General features: G+C 29.6%; 14 protein-coding genes. 4 read left to right on the top strand and 10 right to left on the bottom strand.

The genetic code is table 11. The features are described 5' to 3' along the window. Positions 1–285: 285 nt before the first annotated feature. The 3 genes from ACEVFT_RS01855 to ACEVFT_RS01845 form a co-directional block, all read right to left on the bottom strand. Positions 286–1254 (bottom strand): tRNA dihydrouridine synthase, encoded by a 969-nt coding sequence (locus ACEVFT_RS01855; protein WP_393947813.1) that lies wholly within the window; start codon positions 1252–1254, stop codon positions 286–288. 351 nt (positions 1255–1605) lie between these two features. After that, complete coding sequence (locus ACEVFT_RS01850; protein WP_393947812.1) at positions 1606–3576, bottom strand: ABC transporter substrate-binding protein; 1971 nt, start codon at positions 3574–3576, stop codon at positions 1606–1608. Positions 3577–4122: 546 nt separating this feature from the next. Beyond that, complete coding sequence (locus ACEVFT_RS01845) at positions 4123–5754, bottom strand: hypothetical protein (RefSeq protein ID WP_393947810.1); 1632 nt, start codon at positions 5752–5754, stop codon at positions 4123–4125. 748 nt (positions 5755–6502) lie between these two features. Between ACEVFT_RS01845 and ACEVFT_RS01840 the strand changes: the two genes are divergently transcribed. Next, a complete protein-coding gene (locus ACEVFT_RS01840) occupies positions 6503–6703 on the top strand; it encodes a hypothetical protein (protein ID WP_393947808.1) in 201 nt (66 codons plus the stop codon). Positions 6704–6920: 217 nt separating this feature from the next. On the opposite strand, the gene ACEVFT_RS01835 is transcribed toward ACEVFT_RS01840, so the two are convergent. Continuing rightward, entirely contained in the window at positions 6921–7262 is a 342-nt protein-coding gene (locus ACEVFT_RS01835) for a hypothetical protein (protein WP_393947806.1), read from the bottom strand. 74 nt (positions 7263–7336) lie between these two features. Beyond that, positions 7337–8446, bottom strand: coding sequence for a hypothetical protein (locus tag ACEVFT_RS01830; RefSeq protein ID WP_393947805.1), 1110 nt, complete (start codon positions 8444–8446; stop codon positions 7337–7339). Positions 8447–9890: 1444 nt separating this feature from the next. On the opposite strand from ACEVFT_RS01830, the gene ACEVFT_RS01825 reads away from it, so the two are divergent. Further along, positions 9891–10709: a DUF3800 domain-containing protein gene (locus tag ACEVFT_RS01825; RefSeq protein ID WP_393947804.1), complete on the top strand. Its 819-nt coding sequence runs from the start codon at positions 9891–9893 to the stop codon at positions 10707–10709. A gap of 584 nt (positions 10710–11293) precedes the next feature. Here ACEVFT_RS01825 and ACEVFT_RS01820 read toward each other — a convergent pair. The 5 genes from ACEVFT_RS01820 to ACEVFT_RS01800 form a co-directional block, all read right to left on the bottom strand. Then, positions 11294–13174 (bottom strand): DUF3732 domain-containing protein, encoded by a 1881-nt coding sequence (locus ACEVFT_RS01820; protein ID WP_393947802.1) that lies wholly within the window; start codon positions 13172–13174, stop codon positions 11294–11296. Continuing rightward, positions 13171–13629, bottom strand: coding sequence for a three component ABC system middle component (locus ACEVFT_RS01815; protein ID WP_393947800.1), 459 nt, complete (start codon positions 13627–13629; stop codon positions 13171–13173). Before ACEVFT_RS01815 ends, ACEVFT_RS01820 begins: the two co-directional genes overlap by 4 nt. Beyond that, entirely contained in the window at positions 13626–14870 is a 1245-nt protein-coding gene (locus ACEVFT_RS01810) for a hypothetical protein (protein WP_393947799.1), read from the bottom strand. Before ACEVFT_RS01810 ends, ACEVFT_RS01815 begins: the two co-directional genes overlap by 4 nt. 82 nt (positions 14871–14952) lie before the next feature. Next, the gene (locus tag ACEVFT_RS01805) at positions 14953–15861 is read right to left on the bottom strand and encodes a GAT domain-containing protein (RefSeq protein WP_393947797.1); all 909 of its coding nucleotides are present in this window, start codon (positions 15859–15861) and stop codon (positions 14953–14955) included. After that, positions 15858–18950, bottom strand: a complete 3093-nt coding sequence (locus tag ACEVFT_RS01800; protein ID WP_393947795.1) for a sacsin N-terminal ATP-binding-like domain-containing protein — start codon at positions 18948–18950, stop codon at positions 15858–15860. The genes ACEVFT_RS01805 and ACEVFT_RS01800 overlap by 4 nt, the downstream gene beginning before the upstream one ends. A gap of 1177 nt (positions 18951–20127) precedes the next feature. Between ACEVFT_RS01800 and ACEVFT_RS01795 the strand changes: the two genes are divergently transcribed. Together ACEVFT_RS01795 and ACEVFT_RS01790 are read left to right on the top strand one after the other, a co-directional pair. Then, positions 20128–21504, top strand: coding sequence for a recombinase family protein (locus ACEVFT_RS01795; RefSeq protein ID WP_393947793.1), 1377 nt, complete (start codon positions 20128–20130; stop codon positions 21502–21504). Then, a complete protein-coding gene (locus ACEVFT_RS01790) occupies positions 21501–23000 on the top strand; it encodes a recombinase family protein (protein ID WP_393947791.1) in 1500 nt (499 codons plus the stop codon). The genes ACEVFT_RS01795 and ACEVFT_RS01790 overlap by 4 nt, the downstream gene beginning before the upstream one ends. Positions 23001–23066 lie beyond the last annotated feature (66 nt).

Here is a 23066-nt window from a genome sequence, read left to right as displayed (position 1 = left end):
GAACAAGTAAAAAATCTTGCATAGCAACACAGGATTTTTAATCAAATCTTTTTATAAACGTCGCATCTTTTTATAAATATCGTGACTTTATTTCAAATCTACATTGAACTTTTTCTTCACCTTTCTAAATTAGTATGACTAAAAGTAGGGCTTGTATAAATAATAAACCTCCCCAACAGCGATAAATTGAAAGGAGCAAAGAAAGGGAAATCTCATCCGCAAATCTTTGCTCCTACTTCTAATGTTATTTACTACGACTTTATTGGCAGTTCCATTATTTCATTGTCATTCAATATTGTTTGATTCAAAATTATCCAGTAAGGCACGCACTTCATCCGTTGATTTTGTGTTCATCAATTGACTTCTTAATTCGCCTGCTCCACGGAATCCTTTGACATAAATTTTGAAGAAACGATGAAGCCCTGTGATGGAACGTGGTAGTTCTTCCGCATATTGATCTTGAAGATCTAGCTGCAGTCTTAAAAGATCAAGATACTCTTTACTGCTATGCTCTTTTGGCTCTTTTTCAAAAGCAAAAGGATTTTTAAAAATACCTCGCCCAATCATCACGCCATCAATACCGTATTGTTCAGCTAGCTGCAGTCCCGTTTGACGGTCAGGAATATCTCCATTGATTGTTAGTAGCGTATTGGGTGCAATACGGTCACGTAACTTTTTGATTTCCGGAATAAGCTCCCAATGCGCATCTACTAGGCTCATTTCCTTTCTTGTTCGCAGATGAATCGAAAGGTTCGCAATATCCTGCTTTAAAATATGCGTTAGCCAACCCTCCCACTCATTTACATCCTTGTAGCCAAGTCGCGTTTTCACGCTGACAGGCAGTCCACCCGCTTTGGCTGCTTGAATCAATTCTGCTGCGACATCTGGACGGAGAATAAGGCCACTTCCCTTCCCTCTTGATGCTACATTCGGTACAGGGCAGCCCATATTAATATCAATTCCTTTAAAACCCAGCTCTGCCACACCAATACTCATTTCACGGAAATACTCGGGATTATCTCCCCAAATATGTGCTACCATTGGCTGCTCATCTTCTGTAAAGAGCAAACGGCCACGCACACTTTTCTTTCCCTCTGGATGACAATAGCTATCCGAATTTGTAAACTCAGTAAAAAATACATCTGGTCGACCAGCTTCACTTACAACGTGACGAAAAACAACATCTGTCACATCTTCCATCGGTGCAAGCACAAAAAATGGTCTTGGTAAATCACGCCAAAAATTATCTATCATGTTAATTCCAAATCCTCTCACTATGGATAAAACTCTATGCTCTCAGTTAAAAATTATAAAGTCAAATGTTACATTTATCTCATTAGCTAATGTAAAAATCAACAATGTTAATTTTAACGAAAATCAGTCCTAAATGGTATTTTAAAAAACAAAAAAGCAGATGATATAGATTTTCTCTATCTCATCTACTTTTATTATACCCACTTCAAGCACGTGACAGCTTCACAATCTATCCATGGTCAATTTTATCTCATCTATTCTGTAATTAAACTGTAGGCAGAATTTTTTTTGATTTTAAGGATACCGTTATCAGATTAATTTTCTACGTTATTACATTCATTGGGGTTCCTCTTATTTCACAGTATTCAGCAAGCTATCCACGACAAAGTCAAGCTGCTTATCTAGCGAAAAGATATCATTGTAGAAGAACAACCCAAAGCTCATATCGATAAGTCTGTCCTCCTTCACTGCCGGAATGTTATTCCAAATGCGGTTGTCTGATAAATCTTCCATTCCTTCAAAGGCAGAGCGAAAGACATAATCACCAGCATACTGAGTCAATACTTCGTAGGAAACATCCATGCTAGTAGCATCATTTTTGGAGGTTTCTATTTTCTGTTGCACAATTTCAGGTGCTTTCATTCCTAAATATTGATAAATAATCTGTGACCCACGTCCGTAACCCATCCCCACCATTACAGCCATAGAACCTTTGTTGCTTTCCATAATTGTGACGGTTTTGTCCAAAATACCAGCTTGCTGCAACTTCTGCTTGCTTAGTTCCACCTTATTATAAAAATTGTCCAAAAGTTCTTTGGCCTGGTCTTCTTTACCAAATGCTTTCCCCAAGATCTCCATGCGTTCTTCTACAGGTAAATCATATGGTATATAAAGAGTGGGCGCGATTTTATTAAGATTGTCGTAAATTTCATCTGTTGTAACAATAATGAGATCCGGATCTAGGGCAAGCACCGCTTCTGGGCTCGGTTGCCCATCTCCCAAAGTGGTAATACCATCTAATTCGCTAGCGATAGCCGCATCACCTTCTCCCACCAGAGTGGAGATACCAACAGGCTTTATTCCTAGAGCAAGCAGATCGCCCATCAAATACAAGACAACGACCCGCTGTGGGTTAAAAGGCACTTCCACATCTCCTTTGAGCGTGTGTACAATTCTCGTTTGCGACGTCTCCTTAGTATCAGCATTTGATGTTGTCTGTGTTTGCGTCTCTGACGGGCTCGTAGTCGCTCCATTATTGACAGGCGCAGTCGATGAACACCCCGATAACAACAACATCAAACTCATGGCTGCCGCCAATATTATTTCCTTATTTCTTATCTTTCCGAACATTAATAATTCCTCATTTCCCTTAGATTTGACTAATTTATCTAGTACTCTCTCATTGTAATGAGGGTGATAATCATTATCAATATCATTAATGTCCATTTCAGTTATCATTTTTATCCGATACTCACTTGGCGTCATATGATTATATTTTTTAAACATGCGGATTAAATTTAATCCGTCCACAAATCCACACCCAGCTGCGATTTCTTGAATAGTAGCATTTGTGTATTGCAAATGCCGCTTTGCCGAATCCAGCCTTATCTCATTCAAGTACTCCTGAAGGCTTTTATGCTCGCGTTTTTTAAAAAGCCTAATTAACTGGCTCCTACTAATGGGTAGCATTTCAATAAGCTGTTGAATAGACACAGGTTCGCTATAGTGTTGCTCCAGATATTGCTTGGCTAAAGCCACATAATCGGGCTGGAAATAAAGAATATCTCCCTTCTCCAACTCATTGTAAATCTCATAGACAATCTGATACAGAACAATCTTTGAATAAAATTGATTTAACACAGATTCCTGATCCCAATGGTCTTTCATATTCAAAAACTTCTCCTTAAAAAAAATGGGATTCCCTGGTGAGAATCCATACGTTTGTATAAAAGGATTAATATGTTCTAACAAACGATAAATTTGTCTTTTGTAAAATGGGGGAGTTTCTGCTCTATACAGCACCATGTAAGTCTCAAGACTTCTGCTAGTAGGATGAATCGATAATTCCGTTCCTTTCCCTCCATGAAAAATACCAAAGCGTTCCGATTGATATAATGTGTGATCCAGTTTTACATTAGCCGTTCCACCACAGGTATATACCAACATACTAGTCGGCATCCTGTAACTTTGGATCGGCTTGTCTGGATGAAGCATTTTGTAACGAACATCTATTAATGAAATGGATGAGCGTGTCCATAACTGTACAGCCATATCGATCATTTCTTTTGTAAAATGATTAGTTGAATCCACATCTTCCAACATATATCTCGACTCCTTCAATCCACATCATATTTGTATGGTAATATAAATGATAATGATTATCAACTTCAATTTGAGGATAATAATGCAAATTTAGATGTTGCCGAATTAAAAAACACATATTCTACGACAACTTAACCCTAAACAACCAATAACGGAGCTAACACCTACAACCTTAGCTCACTTCATTCATAATATAAAAGTAAAAGCAGACGGTCTATTAGAAATGTATTATTACACCTCTAAACCGTCTGCTTTTGTGTTTCAACTAATTTTAATTTAATCTAGCTATTACCAAAGACACATCCTAATAAAAGTTACGTAAAAAAACAAGCTGAAATTTTAGTCAGCTAGTTCAAGCCAAGCAACTGCTTCACAATGTGGTGGATGCTGAGCGTGGACATTAAAATAATCGAATGTAATGAATTTACCTATAAATAATGCAATTTTTATCACTATTTATGTATAAAGATATCTAAGAAATATGGTTCTAGATTATCATAATTATATTTAAATATTGGTAATTTTCGTCTGTTAAAAATGTTAAAATTAATTTCTTTTATATTTATCCTTAAATTCTTTTATGGAAAGTATTGCTGCAGAACTGTTTTTATTTTGCAAATAGTTATAGACTGTTGGGCTTACAGTAATAACTCCTATTTTAATCTCATCGATTTCTTTTTTTAATATACTTTCAAATTTTTCTTTTCTTAACAAAATAAAATTTTTTAACTTATTCATTTTTTTTATTTGCTTATCGATTTTATCAATAACTAATCTTACATCTCTATAATTATGTTGCATACCATAATTTTTCAAGTCCATTATTATTAACGTATTATCTTCCCAAAACAATAGATCAATTTCATGTGGCATTTTCTTAATATTTTCGATTTCTTTTTTTAAGCAATTAATCTTACCCAAATCCATATTAATTGATGCACTTATCCCCATACTTTCAAGATATTGTTTTAATTCGGGAAGATAATACTCATCATAACTCGTCTTTATTAACTCGTTCCAATTTTTAGTGACAGAGTCTGAGTAAATATCTCTATTTAAAATTCTAGCTGGTAAATATATTAATGATTCTATCCAAGTATACGTTGGCATCAAAATTTTTGAATCCAGATCAATTATAGGCGCTCTAAAAAGTCTCTTATTTGGGCTAGCGAAATAACTATCTTCATTTTTAGATTTATCATTCGTATTAAAGGATTTATTATTCAAAGTTAATATATCTAATAAATTATTTATCCCATTTAGAGTAAGCCCTTGTTTATTCTTGATATCAACTACTAATAATTCTTTATCTGCTAAAGTCAAATAATTATCAAATAATCTAAATGCCCTTTCTCCTTCATTTTTTCCAACATAACTATAAATGTCACTCGGTTGAAATTCTAAAGATTCGTAAAAAATGTTAAATAAATTATTTGTTAAATCATTTTCGACTTGTGCTTTTTCATTTTTAGTAGATTGAGAATAATTAAAAAAACCTTTGAATAGAATTTGTGGTAGAACTATGCCGTTTTCATTATTTAATTTAAATTCTTTTCTTGCTTCACCCAATATTGGAATAGCCTCTTTAATATGTTGTATAAAACTTTTCGCATGAAATAGTCTAATTAGTTCTATATAGTTTACAGGCTTAGAAGATTGACTACTACTAAATTTCAAGTCATCATCTATTAATACAGTATCTACTGCACATTCTATGGACATTTTAATATCTCCAATAAAGCTTCGTAGATCATCAAAATTCATTTTATCTAAAAATTTTAATTGTATGCCTAAACTTTCAAGATTATCAATAGGTTTGTACAAAATATTGTATTCAGTAAAAATAATTATATTTAACTTACTAATCACACTCGCTAAACTCAACAATTCTACTAAAATTTCTTCTTTACTAAACTTAAAAGTATATCTACTAATTTCTTCATTGATTTCTTGTTCTAAAAAATCTAATAATTTTTTAAATTCACTATTGCTGAAGTTCCCAAAATTATGACCTTGTAAAGACAAGCCCTTTTCTTCTATTATTTTTCCTAATATTTTCGAACAACTTTCTTGTAAAGAAACTTCAGTCTCCTTATAGTTAATTTCACATAGTATATCTTCTACATTATTAATATAGCTGATTCTACCAATAACTAATTTAGTTAACGCAACCAACATTTCATCATGTCTTTTTTTTTTGTAAATCTAAACTATAATTTGTAAAGAAGTCATTAATCTCATTCACTTTTAACTTATTCAATATTCTTCCTCCTTTAAAACTATTTATCTGTACTCTTTGTTTAATTCTATTTAAGTATATTAAGTCCTCTCTTTTTCAAGATAATAAAAAACACCAAATCACTTTAAATGATTTGATGTTTCATTTTATTTAATTCGAGCCAACTCTAACAACAAAATAGTTCACTTACTTGGAGCATCAATAATATTATTTTTAAAGTCACATTAGAATGATTTTATTTATATTAGGCAAATAACAAAAAATACTTATATAGAGGAAGGCTTGATCAAGTTCAAGAAAAACACTTTATCTTCACATTCTATATCATACATTTTTTAACATTTATTGCCCACCAATTTAAAAACAACTTCTTATCAATGATTATATGGCTTACAAGATTTATAAAACTTGCTCTCCAATCAAAATAACCTGCAAAAATATAAGCCATTACAGTTAGTATTATTGTATATATAGAACAATGCTTTCCAACTCTTCGCTTTATTAATTACTTGAAAGTCTGTTTGAAATAAGTAGTCCGCTATTTTATGAGTACTATGAATAATTTAATATTTAAAAATTTTTTTAGCAAGATTAAGTATCTGGTTAGCATATTTTAATGAGCTTGTAGAAACTGACAGCACAACTACTGTAGATCGACGAGAATTAAAAGCTTATATACAGTCACAGTTGAATCCTAAACAATTACTCACAGAGCTTACACCAACAATCATAGCTCGCTTTATTAATAAAATCATAGTAAAAGCAGACGGCCAATTAGAGGTGCATTATCACACTTCTAAACCGTCTGCTTTATATGTTTCAAACAATATTAAATTAGATGTACCGAAGACATTTCCTAATAAAGCATACGTTGAAAAGCACGCTTAATTAAGGATTATTCAGCTAACTTCAACCATGCAACGGCTTCACAATGTGTGGAGTGTATGTGGCAACACATGAGATATTGGTGGGTTTATGTAAAATGCTTGGTTAACCTAAGCAAAAACCAAGCATCTTATCTTTATTTTCTATTTAGGAATTTTATTGTAATAGTTCACTTCTACTTGTTTTTTTATACAAATAACGCCCCTATTTACGATTGAAATCAATATTTCCCCCAATATACGTCTAATTCAGAAATTATTTCCTCCTTACCATCACCTGTAATCTTACAATACTCTAAATATGGATAATAATATGGAGCTTCTTGGTTTGGGGAAATTTGCAAATAATCTTCAACCATACTTCCATAGAAAGTAAGAGTTTGGTTATTTATCGAAAATTCAGATAAGAAATCATATTCCTCTGTTATACCATCATCCATTCCTAATTTTTTTGCTTCTTCAATATAATCAAACTCAATTCTTTCAATTATGGAATAACCTTCAACATTAACTCCTTCTTTTTTTAGTTTTCTTTCAATTATCTTAGCTGGAATATTTGCCATAACATAACCTCCAAAATGTGATGATTATATTATAAATTCTCTACTATTTTAAATCTAAGAAAACTGTAAAAGATTTATTTTCTTAAAAATTCACGTAGTATCTCCCATTTGTCTTTTTGAATTGATTGTTCAATAAATTCCTTTATATTTGCTAACTCTTTTGTTGACACATGAGGTGCAATGAAATTTATTTTGCTTAATGTAATTAAATTCGCATATAACATTTTTTCAGTAGGGTTTTCTAAATCTAATATCTGTTTAGCCTTGTCGTCAATTTTTCTAAACTGTTCCAATGAAATCAATTTATCATCTAATTCCTTTATGTGTTCTTCAATTTCTTGATTTTTTTCAAATTCCAATTGATATAATAATTTTGATAGATAGATAGAAGAATAATCTAATATTTCTTCCTCGTTTTCCATCTCTTTTTTCTTTGGTTTATGAACCTTTTCCGCTAAACATTTTATTATATATTCTTCTAAAGAAAATGATTGTATTTTTTCTTTTATATACCTAGCTTCCTCTTCATTTTCCTCTTTATCTATTTTTGCCCCAAAAATAAGTTTTTCGACAAACATTTTGTTATCGTTTTCAGAAACCCATTTTCTCATCTTATTTAAATTTTCAATTACATATTCCATCAATCTGAAACGAAACATAGGATCAGCATGATATAGTTCTCTTAGTAATATTATTAATTCATTAGATAACTTTTTACTCAATTCACTTTCTAAAGCAGCATTTACATAAGAAGGGTTATTAATGATTTCTATTTTATCTTCATTTAAAAGATAAGAATCAATATTATTAATTAATGAACTATATAAATCTGCTCTATTAGATAACGATCTTTTATTTTTTCTTCCATCAAAATAATTAGAATCAAGTAATGTTAGTAAAAGACCATGATAATTAGGATCAATAGAATATATTTTATTTATTTGAAAGTCTTCTTTACTCAATAGGTCATTACTAATATCGCAGATCCTTCCAATATGATTTTCTATAGTTCTTTTATTAATTGCCTTCCCATTATCATAATTAGAACTATAATAATTACCATAAACACTTAGATATACTGCTATTTCTTCAGTAGTTAAGGTTTCTTTATGAATTTTTCTCTTTATTTTCTCGACATCTAAGTCTCTAAATATTTTACTTGAATAATTTGTTTCTCTCCCCATATTATTCCCACCAAACATATAGATTCGCCACGAAATAAATCGCTGAATAATAAAATATTTAATATCATAAGTTATGTTAATTTAACACCAAAATAAGCATAACTATACTTTTCGTTAATCCTTTAAAGGAAAAATACAACCTAATATAAAAACACAAACATATGTTTAGTTTCCTTCATTTAAAATCAGTTACGAGTTACATGGGTGTGTTTATTAACTTCTCTAATAATATTTATATGCTAAATTCCATTTTGATTTTCTTGTTAGGTTTATTTCTTTATTTAGTATTCTAAAATTTATTTTGTTAGTATTTTCTATATCAGTATTTAGTAATATGATTAACCATTCACTATCACTGTATATCGAGCGTTCAAAGATAGTATCGGGATGTGGAACCAAAAATGGACGTTATGCAACACAAAAAATTAACTTGAGAGCATCTAAAATCTTGACGTAGATTCAATGTTTATAATCGGGCCTAGCCTTCGTTTATAAGAGCATTCTAGCAGTCTTATTTTCGGGAAGTTATATTTTAATATCCAACATATAAAGTATGATTTGTCCCTTATATTAAGCGAAGTAAACATGGTGTCATTAAAATGATTATTAATTGTATTATATCATTTGTTCTGATGAAGAAGGAATAAATGTGAATGATAGTTATTTTAACAAAGAATTACAAATATAGGATATTTATATAGGTATTTATTGCAATCTAATGAAGGTTGCTAATAAATTGGGGGGTTTTTCTATGAGTCAAAGAAATTGGTTAGAAGTAGTAGATCCTAAAAAAGTGAATTTATACAAATCAATTTGCAAATTGTGATCGCTTAGAAGAAGCATTGGTTTATTAAAACCCTTTTTTAACATAGGCACATAAAGCTCTTGATCTAACATACTCATTAGGTAAAAATCGATTAATGGGAGTTATTATTGCTTGGTTTTTAATTTTTTTCTCTAATTCCATAAGCTACTTGCCATCTGGTATGGTGGTCTGGAAAAGAAACCGAGTATTTGGCAATGTATAATAGTTGTTTTAGATTGTATTCCAAATTTCAATGATGATTTTACATTCATTGTCGCTCTCTAAAATATACAAAAATTCATTTAGAAGGTTTTAACTTCATTGTTCAATAGGAGTACCCTCTATTAGTTAACGTATTGATATATTCTGTCACATTTAAGATATTTAGACTCTCATACACCAGAAGATATATCTGCTGTTTTAATCCCAATTCTAAACAAATCTATCTCAATTTTTGCACATTGTCGCCCCCTTATTTGAAATCAGATTATTTTTTTGTTCATCAAAACAGAAATCATCTTCGGAAATCAAGTATAACTATCTTATATTATAAGTGTTTGAATAAATTATCTAAAATTATTTCGGGAAATGATGTAGTATTAAAGGGAAAGGAGAAGATTTAGATTGAAGTTTATGTATATGGATGAATCTGGAAAAGGATTTCTAAACTCCGCAGAACAAAAAGTATTTATTTTTGGTGGAGTTATTTTAGATAGATCAAATGTTTATAATGCTTTAAGAGATTTTAAAGTAGTGTTTCAAAAGCACAAACAAAAGCTTAGGGAAATTATCAATCAACAAATCCCACACGAAAATGGTTCACAAGTTAAAAGTGATAGAATACATAATATGTTTTCGGAATTTGAGCTTCACGCTGCATATCTATTTAATCCAGAAAGAGAAGATGTAAGAAAAGGAAATGTAATTAAAGAAAACCCTTGGAAATTTTATCCAAACGAAGTGAGGATGGAGTTAGTTAACGAAGTCTTTAAAGCAATTGATCCATATATTGAAAAGATATATATGTTCAAAATAGACCGTTCAAGCTTTACTGATTTTTGTAATGATATTAATTCGAAACCAACTGACATTCTTTCATACCAATTACTGATCCCAAATGTTTTAAAAGAATATGATTCTTGGCTAGAAACCAACGGTGGGACAGGCGTTATTATACCAGATAGGTTAGATTCAAAAATAAGAGAATTGTTTGTAGAGTTTTTACAAGATAAAAGTTTACAAAATTTATGGTCTGAACCAATCACTGTAGAATCATATACTAATGCTTTTACTCAGATTATCGATTTGATAACATATTGTTTTTACGTTGTATACACCGATGCTCAACATAAACAAAATTACAAAGCGATTAAAAGAGTCTATTTTAAATATTTAGGAAAACATATAGAAATTAAGGATTTAGTTAAAAAACTCAGAGAAGACTTAGAAGAAGAATAGAAATTCTTTACAGAAAGTATATCGTTTATAGAAACTTAAAATATGTTATAAACAATATGTTGTTTTATAAATAAATAGATTCTTTATAAAAAATTCTATCTTTATCTTGATTTTTATTTAATATAAATGTATATTTATATTGTAAGGGTTGTAGAGAATAGCTAATTTAATTAGTGAGGTCTGCTATAATACCTACAGAGCTATGGGTGGTCGAATTCGACGTTCAGATGCTCGAAGCCTTTTTAGGCTTTTTTTTTGCCTTTTAGTTCTAAAACAGTATTAACTCGAATATACTTTTAAAGATTAGGTAATCGGATACGATGCTTAATTATCAAAGGAGGATCCCTATAACGGTTTCTCCTTATTATTTTTTTATTAGTTGAAGCTAATAAACTATGCTATAGAAAAACCCTCGAATTCTATTTCGAGGGTTTTTCTATAGTTATTAAAGTGAGATATAATATATGATTAGTAATAGATATTAGTTTATGATGGTACATTTTGTTCATAAAAAAATTTAAGCATATTATCTCTTAATCCTATTGCTACTAGAAGTACCATTAAAACATTGATAAAACTAAATTTTATGATAAAAGATTATCAGGAATTAGAGCATTACCATCTTTAAATTCCTTATCAACCAATACCACATTTTCTAGATTTGCATTTCCCCAAATTGATGATGGAATGTGTTCAAACACAATAATTTGAAAATCACATTTATACTCCTCATTAACATAATTTATAAAATCGTTAAGAACCTTGAATGCAATGGTTATTTTAGATTTATCATCCTGTGCTATTTGATTCCACAATTTTTTTGTTTTATTCTCAGATCCTTCTTCTCCATAATAAGGTCTACTAGGTTGATCTAAGATTAGGAAATTCGGGACATAAGGAACTTGTTGTTTGATAATTAATTCGTGTAATCCTAACATAAAACATAAATGCATAAACATATGATTTGAACTACTACCGACAATAGATGGAACTAAAGATCCTGGTTTTTTTAATTGTAGAATCTTGTTTTTATAATTAAAAACCGGAATATAATCTTTATAAATTCCAAGAGCATCAGAGGATTCATTCAAATACTTTTGAATTAGCTCTTCTAATAATTTTATTACAATAGCTCTATCCAGAAGTTCTTCTTCAAGCTCTAACTTCAATTGGTCTAACTCTTCTTCTTTTTTCACAAGCTCGTCTTCATTAAATACTTCTTGGTCACCGTTTTTGAATAACTCTAACTTAGATTTAATCTCTCCAATAAATATATATTTTTCTATTTCAGTATTAAATCCTTGTGTAAATAGGGGTATTTTATCTATTTCTTTTTGAACTAAATCAAGTTCCGTTATTAATTTTTCTAATTCAGAGTCTACATTAATATTAAAAGGTCTTTTGTTAGTAATTTCCTTTTTAATAGTATTCATTTCATCTTCAAGAATATTAAGCAATTCATTTATGCTTTGATTCTGAATAAGATTTTCATAATGTTCCTTAATATAGTTAATAGGTTTCAAACTTTCAAAAGTTTCTTGTTCTAATTTTTTATATAAGATGAATTCTTTTTTAAATTTATTGTAACTTCTTATTTTGCGCTTTAATTCATTTTTCTTTTGTTGTAGTTTTTCTAATTCACTCACGTTATCAGAAGTATCTATTTCCTTGATGTTGTATATTAGATTTTTTAAATTAGCCAAATCATCTTCTAGATTTTTAGAGTTAAGAGGTATCAAATCATACGCTTTAGCTTTCCTGACAATATTACGTAGATTAGTATCAAACAAACTACCTTCATTTTCTATTGCTTTTTTCCGTCTTTCCAACCTAGTAATATCTTTCTCTATATTATTAATTTTTTCTTTAATAATTATATTTCTAACGGTATCAATACCAGTTGCTAAATCGAAAATCCTATGTAAAGCTTCCGAATATTTGTCATCATTTAATTTATCAAAAAATATTTCACTGTGGTCGATAGTATCTCCAGATTGTGTATTAAACATGAAGAAATAGCGTAATGAAATCTTACTACCAGCCTTCAGTTTTTTCCCACTATAAGGAATAATAACGTTTCTATCAATTGAAAATTCTTTTTCAATAACAGTCTTTAATTGAGCTTCTTCTATGCTATGAGAGGGCTCAATAGGAATTTTACCAATTGGGGAAAAGTAATATGATTTACTAACCTTTCTATTTTTATCTAAAGCTCCTCTTGCAATAAGATATTCTTTATCGTTAATATCAAATTTTACTCCGTACCAAGAAGTATTTTCATTGATTTTCTCATCTGGAATTTTAGATTTACTGGCAAAAAAACAATAATCAATAATATCGATGATTACTGATTTTCCGGTTCCACTATCACCAGTTATAACATTTACTTTATTTTCATAAAAAGGAATTGAACGCATTTTTCCATTTTTTAGCCATAAGATTATTTCTTTAATTACAAATTTCATAATTGCACCCTCAATTGTAAGTATAGATTTTTATCTTCGTCTTTTAAAATTACTGATAGTTTCTGAGCCGCCTCAAAAATATTAAATGCCCGTAGTCCTATTATTGCTTTGTTGTTATCAATTTTTTTGTTAGGATTTAGTATGATCTGAGAATTATCAATACTCACTAATCCCATTTCAGAAAGTAAAGTTAAAGAATTTATTGATAAAATTAAGAATGAATAAAATCGTTCATTATAATTAGAAAAAAAATCAGGCTTTTTTATAATTAACTCTTCAAGACTTCTAACCTTTGTATTTTTACTTCTCAAGAAATCTATAGTTTCTTTATGTGAAAGTAATGGGAAAATAAGTAGAGCTTTTGTAATACTTATAGTTTTTAAGTGAGTAAGTATGGAATAGATTGAGATAGCACAAATCATCTCATTATTATATAAATTTCTATTTGCATTCATATTTTATATTTTCCTTCCCAGTCAATGCGCCAGCCAATCTCAGGTGTATTGGATAACAAATAGAATTGACCATTACTTAATTCAATATCTAGATCCGTTTCATCAATTATAAGTTCTTTTTTCCTGATTTCATCTAAGCATTTTAATGCTGCTAAAATAATATCCCTTTCTCCTGGAATTATATCAAACATTTTTTTATCCAAGTTAATCTCTCGATGAACCTCATCAAAAGAATTCTTCCATTTAATGATGCACTCTTTATTAAATTCCTCTAACTGTTCTTGTACAAGTAGACCTCTATTAATCCAATCATACAAATGATTATTAATTTGCAACATATGATTAGTAAGTCTGAGCATTTCAAAATCATCAGTGCTATCTAAAGCTGATATTTCAATTAATTGTTTGATAAATAGTTGCTCTTGTATTGGTTTATTAAATTGAATCGGTAGTTTTTTATTAATAGGGAGTTTATCATTTCTCCCTTTATCAAAATAAAAACTGTAATCCTTATAAAAATCTTCAAAACTAATTGTAATTTTGATATTTGATTTAGTATTTATATAGTTTCTCTTTCGGAGGTTACTATCAATAGAACTAAAAACATCATCGATTTTCGACTCTTTTACCTTAGCACTTTTAATTCTGCTTTTTATCTTAGTGATTAAATCATCTTGATTTAGTTCGAAATCTAGTTTGAGCAGAAATTTTGTTAGCCATCTACTTGGCTGTTTTTTTAATAATCCCATATATTCTTTTAGCTTTTTATCATTTGTACTAGATTGTAAGTCGTCTAAATATTGTTTGAAATACTTTATATCAATAAGCTCTTTTTTGAAATTCCCAATATTTATAAGAAAGGTATTATTTAAATTAGAAGATTTATTAGAGACAAGAATAAAACTCGTATTTTCTATGAATCGTAGCTGATCTTCTCTTTTGGATCTTCCATCAGCTGCGTCATTAATAATATTTACCCAGTTATAAATAGTTTTCCATAAATCAGAATCCCTTTCTGTTAGATTTATTATTTCTCCAGCTGGGTTAGTCTGTATGGAATGCTTTAATTGTAATAATACTTGTTTTCCATTATTTAATTCCAAATGTACATCATCTTTAACTTCTAACCCAATTTTCTCACCATCTTCTAATCCTAGTAACTGGTATAAAAAATAATAATATTGATAATCAAAGCCTATAGCTTTATTGTCTGCATTTGTTTTTTCTTGAAATGTTGTCATTATTATCACCTCAGAATTCGAAAATTCTTACTTTTGCCTATAAAGATCCTATTAAAGCCTTATATAAGTAACTTTATTCCCTTTATAAATCATGTATCTTTACACATAGATGATATAGATATGTAATTTTTCCCGAACGATTATGAGTAGTTCTCATAAACCTTATATTTGTAAAAGGATAATCTTTATCAATATCTTCATCCGATGAAATAAGCATCACAGGATATTTATGTTCTTTTACATGTTTACAGTACCTTTCCCAAAAAGTCCCAAAATCTTTAACTCTAACATATGATAAACAGACATTAAACTTATGGCCTGTTGTATCATAAGAATATATTTTATCTAGATGTGTATTAAGGTAATTTGTATTTAAACTATCCAAATTTAAAGCCTCAATGATTGTAAACGGGAAACCATTTTTTTCAACAAATATATCAACTTCACCTGATGATTTTCCAGCTGCGGAGCTACCCCTTCTAGTTTGGTCTTTTAAACGGTATCCATTTGTATCAAGTAAATCTGTAATAAAGTCATTTCTTTCATCTTCAGTAGCATTCAGATAAATTCTTCTCGCTTGAAGCTTTATGCATGCCAAGTATAAATCACGTATAAATAATTCAGATTCAGACTCGCTATTTTGACCGGATTTAAAGAAATTTGAATTAATAATCTTATTTACTTTTATGATAAATACGTTTTTGCCATCAATAGTAAACTGACCATAATCTATTATAGGTTGCTCAGATAGTAAATCCATTGCTATTTTAATAGGCTTATCGATTCTAAAGCCCGTACTTACTCCATTTATTAAATAGGAATCTCTATTTTTACTAGCCCCAATCACAATATAACCGTAATCATTTGACAAATTTGAAAGGTTAGCAATAAACATTGCCAAATTTCGAGGTCTAAATTCAAGTGATCTACATATTAGATTATTTGAATTCGGAGACTGTAGTAACTCAATTACTTCATTAATATTAATCAACTATATTTTATACTCCTTAGTGGTATTTTATTAACACCTGTTAATTTTAGTATTGTTCCAAATGTTATTTTTTGAGGTTGGCTTAGTCCATCTTCAACCCATAATTCACAATCTTTTTCATAATCAAGCATATCTATTTCAGATTGATAGTACAAAATAATTTGATTATAGTCTGAAGGACGAGTTATCAGATAAATATCAACATTATTTTTTCTTATTACAAAAATTGTATCGCTAATTTCAATTGGATCGGAAACATCATATTCTTCCCTTTTACTTAAATACGTTAGTATATTATTCTTTGAGCGTTCTAAAATTTCTTTAACGTAGTTAAACATTGCTATACTTCTTTTAGAGTCATGAATAAATTCAGCATTAATTATATTATTTGCTAGAGCGCGATTTAAATCATCTTCGTTTGATATTCCCCATTGAGCTAGGAGTTCCGCTGATATTTCAACCTTGGTACTTGCAACACTTTGTAATGCGGAATTTTCTAATATATTCTCTAATTCTTGTATTCCAGATACACTATATTTCTGTAAAATGTCATTGTATTTTTCTACTTTAGAAATGTTTTCAGCTATATCGTTATCATTATAAAACCAGTGTAAGTTGCTTAGTAATTCTTTAAAATACTCATTAACCTTTTGGTATTCTGTATTTTCTCTCAACCAAAGATAAAACTTATTAAATACTTCTTTAACTAAATCATTATTATGACCAATATTATTTTTATTTTCTTTTACGAATTTTGTGATTTTTTCAGAAAGATCTTCTAAATATACAGTTCTATTTTTCGGCAAATGCAGATCAATATCTTTTAATAACATATCTTCTCGCACATCATAACCTGAATATTTACTAGCATCTTTGAGAATTTCTTCGAGTTCTCCAGAATCTAAAGATAGTTCTGTACTTTTCTTGAAAATGCCATACTGATTAGGCAATATACTAAAACGATCTAATAAAAACTCATTTTTATATTTCTTGATAAAATCAATAAATCTTGATAACCAATTTACTGCTTCTTGACTATTGCTAAAACTAAAATTATTTGTAAATGTTTCAATACACTGATTTAAGCTAATATCTTTACAAATTTTATCCATCCAAAATTCTAAAGATACTCCTAAAAGTTTATCTGAACTTCTAGAAACTACCAATTCCGTCCACTGACAATTCGAATACAAATCATTAATAAGTTTTAAAAACTGTTCCTGTTTTTGATTGTGATGGGATCGTAAACAAATTATACTTTTGTAGAATTCTTCAATATTCCTATAAGGATTTTGTAAATTATTTTCAATTTCTAAAAAAATATCTTCTATAGTATATTTTCTAATTTTAGTAGAAAAATCAGACTTAATTCTTTTATCTAATAGTTTACTTTTTACATTAAAATTAATTGAAGTTGCAATTTCTTTATAAATCTCATCAATATTACAATCTAGGAAAATTGTTTCTATATCACAAAGATTTCCTTCTTGATTTGGAAAGATAGTTGGATTTATCTCCATGCTAATTAAGATATTTTCTTCTTTTGAATAAACTAAACTTATTAATTGATTTAACCAATCATAAACATCATGAGTGATTTTTCCTGAAAATTCCTCAACGCTTTTAAATTCTTCTACTTTATTTATTAAATCAACTAAACTATAGTTACGACATTCATCCCAAAGTGAGTCATACCAAAACTCTATTTCTTCTTCTTTTGGAATCATATTAGGAATAAACTTACTAGATAATTCCCACACCTTTTCTCTAACAATTTTATTTAAATCTTTTGAGATAAATAGGGAGGTGTCGCCAAATTCATCAAAGAGAGGCTTCTTCTCACCGCTATGTGTGTAAATAAGTGGAATTTTTTTAATGAAAGATTTAATAGATTCAATAATATTTTCTTCATACCAATCCTTTGATAACCAATCTTTTTCAGGTTGTTCTGAGATTTTAACAATGTTATGTATTCCTTTATATCCACTTTTAGAAAAATATTCAATTAAACTGCAATAAAGTTGAGCAGCATCTTTTAATCGCTGTTTATTTTCTGATATTTTTTCATGTTCTTTATTGGTTAAATGTATACCATTACGTGGTTCAGTTGGATTAAACAAAGGGCAATTTATTACTACTGGAAATGAAAAATCATTTGTACCTAGGAGTGGAAAATCACAAAATAACCTTGGTAATTCTTCCCTATATTTAACAATTTGTTTTTCGTTACCCCTGTTCTCTACTTCAACTGCAAGTGATAAGTCATTTTTTTCAAAGATATATATACACTTATTTTTAGAGAAGTTTGTTCCTTTTTGCATGGTTTGAACAATAACCTCTAATACATAACCATTTTCAAGTCTCTCAACTATTTCTCCACGACTTATTATCTGTTTGTATTCATTACTTATTACTGTTATAGAATTTATTTCGGGTACAAAAGCAAATACATACGGAGCCGAGATAATTAAATTATTTAAACCAGTTTTGGCCGTTGCCATACCTGTTTCATCTAAATTATAAGTAAAACAAGTATTGAAATCCGTTTCATCTATTTTTCCAATACACATTTTAGTATTTTGATCTAATTGTAAACAACTCTCTTGAATAGCCTCAATTATAGATTCTTTAGTTTTTCCTGACCGATCTAAACTAACATTAAAAGAGCATGGGGGTTCACTTAAATCTTGTAAATATCCGGATACATTAACTTGTTCTGAAAGTAAATGAGTAGTTAAAAAACCTGTACCAAATTTCCCTGTAGCCCTGTTAACTCTATCTTCCTTTACTGTGCGATCTTTAGTTGAGACTTGCTCTATAAGAAAAACAATATTTTTTGTTGAAAATAACTTTCCATTATGCATGAAATCAATACTTCGTTTAGATTGCTCAAAATTAATTACTATATCTACTTTGCCACTTGAATTAACTACATCTTTTGCATTTTGAATAAGCTCCCAAATCCATCTATAGGATGTAGAAGCATCATTCTTCAATTTTAAATCAGTTAACATATCCATAATTTTATTTGCTGCTTGCGTTTCTTGTGCTTTACTTCTAAGTGCTTGAATTTTTTTTGAAAACTCCACCATTTCTCCTCCTAAAGTTTAATAAATATTCTAAAGCAACTTGATGTGGCGTGTATTATCTATCTTTTTCTTTTAGCTTTTCTTAAACCATGAAAAGGTAATGTGACTTCCTCTTTATATAAATTTATACAATAAATAATATATTAGTACCTATATCTATTACAAAATTTCATTATCTCAAAGATTTTCAATTTCTAAATCTGTATATCATATAAATCCTTTGAACATATTTTTCATATTAACCCCCATCACAAAATAGAAAATTCTGTAACTAATTACTATGATACATCATTAGAAGTTCGTTTAATATATTTATACATATAAATATCCTAATAATTCCTTTATTAGGGTATTATCCTCCTAGCCACTTCGCACGCACGTCTCCACATTAAATTAAATCCAGTGCTTACTGTGCTAAGTTCGAAGTAAATATAGTTACTAATTTTTGAATCATGCTTGTATCTAATAAACTCCGTCCTCTGATACTTTTTCTACGACTATGTCATCTAAAATTAACACTGGACGCTTAAAATTGATTCAATTGTATTTCGCTTTTTTTAAACACTCGAAAACAGCCCTTTTGAACTATTAGAATATTCATGTTAAAAGCTAAAATGTATAATACTCGAGGCCAAGAGTATTTTTTAACTACAAAACATAATAAGAAAGGAGATTTCCTTACAGTGGAGGATAAAAATTATTATAAAAAAAGTATAGGTTATGATTCTCATCTTAAATTTTGTGAATCATTCGGTATCTCTAGAACTGTTATTAATTTATTCATCCACCTACAAGAACAAAAGCATGAACAAAATCATAAAAAAACTTCAAATTCCCGGATTCCAAACAAAAGTGATTGTTAATCCAAGAAAGAACAAATCTTCGATAGTAACATATGATGTCCAATTATCATTGGACTTTAATAAGGACGAAAAAAGAGATTCTGAGAATTAACGTATAAAAAGTTTCTCTCCAGGCAAAGATTATTACAAAATCATACTGGAGGGAACCAAGTGAGAGAAAAATATCGAGTTGTAAAAGTCAGTTACTCTAATGAACTATCATCCGAATCAGAACTATGGTTTAGACGTTTTATTGAGAAAATGCTATTAGACCATGTTGTGAAAGATGATTATAGACTACGAGCTTTACTGATTATTAAGAAAGGATAATTTACATGAAAAAATTTGAAGTTATTTATACGCGAGTCAGTTCGGCAGCACAAAGTCTTGAATTACAAGAAACTGCTGCAAAAAGATATCTTGAATCGATTGATTTAAGCGGAGACGAGGAAACAATTATTTATCTATCTGATCACGATGTTTCTGCAACAAAATTAAAGATGGACCAGCGACCTAAATTGGTTGAATTAATTAGCCTAATTAAAGAATTCAAAGTAGAAAAGCTAATCGTTTATAAACGTGATCGTTTAGCTCGAAACTTTTATGAATTTGTAGATTTAACAAAGATTTTTATTAAATATAATGTAGAAGTTGTATACACAGCTAGTAATGAACCACCCTTTAAAAACAAGCTAGCCCTCGAAGCATTTTATGGAATGTTTGGGCAACTTGAAGGCGAAAATATTCGTACACGTACGAATGATGCTCGCAAACAGTATCCTTCACGTCTTTTTGGCTACACACGAATAAAAGAAGATGACCAAGTTCGTTTCCAAATTAATGAGGATAAAAAAGATGTAATTCTTTCATTATTTGAGGATTTTAGTAATGTCCAAGACGGTGATCAGTTTCTAAACTTTTTAATGGTAAAACGTAAAGGTTTAAATAATCCTGAAAAGTTGTTTCGTATTTTATCAAATCCATTTTACGCTGGACACTATGAAACAAAAAGTGGTTATCAAATATTACCTCATGTAACACCAATAATTGATTTAGATCTTTTTCTTAAAGGTAAATCTAAGCTAGATGAGTATTTTTCTTATTATCAAAAAAGTTTAGAAGGTGCCAATAACCAGTTTTTAGTGCTACCAAATTGCGAGAAGTGTGGAAATGTAATGAAACATCGAAGAGAAAATGTATTTGATATAGGAAACTTTGTATGTAGTAATAACCACAAACGACTTTCAATCACAGTTGAAGAGTTAAATAGTTTAGTTAAACAAACATTGTTAGAACACATCCAATCGATTTCCGCCAAACATTTAAAAAGAATTATTTCTAAACGCATCATCTCAGAAAATAAAAGGCTACAAAAAGAATTAGAGATAACTAAATCTGAATTCCTAGATAATTCACTAACGCTAAGTACTATCGATGTAAAAAGAAAACCTGCTATTGCAAAGCTTTTAGATAAACTACAATCTTTAAAAGATAAGTACAATGATTTAGAACAAGATTTGCTAAGTCTACAGAAACTCCGGGAAGAAATTTTAGAAATTCATTCACTATTAACGCCTCTTACATTAGATTTAACACTACAAGACCTTCAACGACTGTCCGAATTGCTTATTGATAAAGTAAAAGTTTATGAAACCTATGTACATGTTGAACTATTCCTTTCATCATTTGACAAGGAGGATAAGGTCTCATGAAAAAATTAAAATCTACAGGTTATTTACGTTACTCTGATCTGAAACAGGAAGATAATCACTCATTAGAAATCCAAAAAAGTCATATTCAAACATTAGCAGAAAGGGAAAATCTCGAAATCATTGCATGGCGAGCTGATAAGGCTACTAGTGCATTTCATAACAACGTTACTAAACGAGAAGGTATTCAACTAACTATTGCAGATATTAAGAATGGTGCAGAGGCTGTCTGCTTCTATGAAGAGTCTCGTATAACTAGAAGCATTACTGATTTTTACAATGAGGTTTACTTGCCGATTAAAATGGAGTATCCTCATGTCAAATTTTTTAGTACTCAATCTGAAGCAGAATGGAATCCAAATGATCCAATCGTGCAAGCAAAGCTTGTCTTTGCTGCAGAGGAATCAGAAATAAAATCTGTCCGCGCAAAAGATGCTCAAAAAGGTTTACTGTATCGTGAGCATCCAACAAGACCAGGGAGTCGCACCCCTATTGGCTATGAAATGATCGGCGGGGTTTTACATCCTAATAAAGATGCTGAAATAGTCCAATTAATTTTCCATTTAGCTTGTTGGGGACACTCTCATGAAAAAATTGCTGATTACCTAAACAAATGTAACATTACAACTAAAAAAGTGAAGTATTGGAACAGTAGTACAATCGGATATATTCTTTCAAATAAGGTTTATTCAGGAAATCTAGCTTGGAACGTTAGGACTAGCTATGAATCTAGTAAACCGAAGCATGAATCAGAAATAGATTTATTCAAAAATGTTCATGAACCCATTGTTAGTCCAACAGTCTTTCACTTATCTAAACAAGTAAATGATTTAAAAAAGCAATTTGGCACCATGAATACACCATATTATCTCCGCACAATAATAAAATGTAAAAAATGTAATTGTTTTTTAGTAGCAAAAGATAATTCTCCAAAGGGTAAAAACGGAAAATACATGATTTATAAATGTACAAGATGTAAAAAATCTGTACCAATAATCACTACTCATCAAGCTGTGCTAAATGATCTGCAGAAAAAATGGAATACACAGCTCCTTTACTTTTCAGCTACCTCTAAGGAGCAACTAAAAAGTTGGTCTACTAAACTTACTAAAACAACAAGTAACATAAAACAACTTCTTGAAAAAGTACAATATAACCAAATTATGATGTCTAACGATATTGAGAATAACTCTCTTTTAGCCGAGGTTTTTCATACTACGCAGCAGCATTTAAAAAATGAATTAATCTATACAAATGAAACACTAGATGAAATGGATTCTCTTCTTAAAGATGATTATCTCGACAAAATTTTAAAAGAAATGATACAACAAAGCTTTTTTAATTTTACCGATACTGAATTACGAGTATTTTTCTTAATGTATTTTGAAGAGGTTGCAATTAACTTTGAGAATAACAACGAAATTCATATTAATTATCGCCTATCTCCATTTGTTTCATTAGATATTTCAACTGGTTATATTACCGAACAATTTAAATAAAACGATATTTCGACTGGTTAGGAAACCGAAATAAAATTTACTAATTATACTTTCACAAAACTACTT

Source organism: Lysinibacillus sp. PWR01 (assembly GCF_043359455.1).
Classification (GTDB): Bacteria; Bacillota; Bacilli; order Bacillales_A; family Planococcaceae; genus Lysinibacillus; species Lysinibacillus fusiformis_F.
Note: the sequence above shows the minus strand (reverse complement) of the source record. Positions and strands in the feature narration are given on the sequence as shown.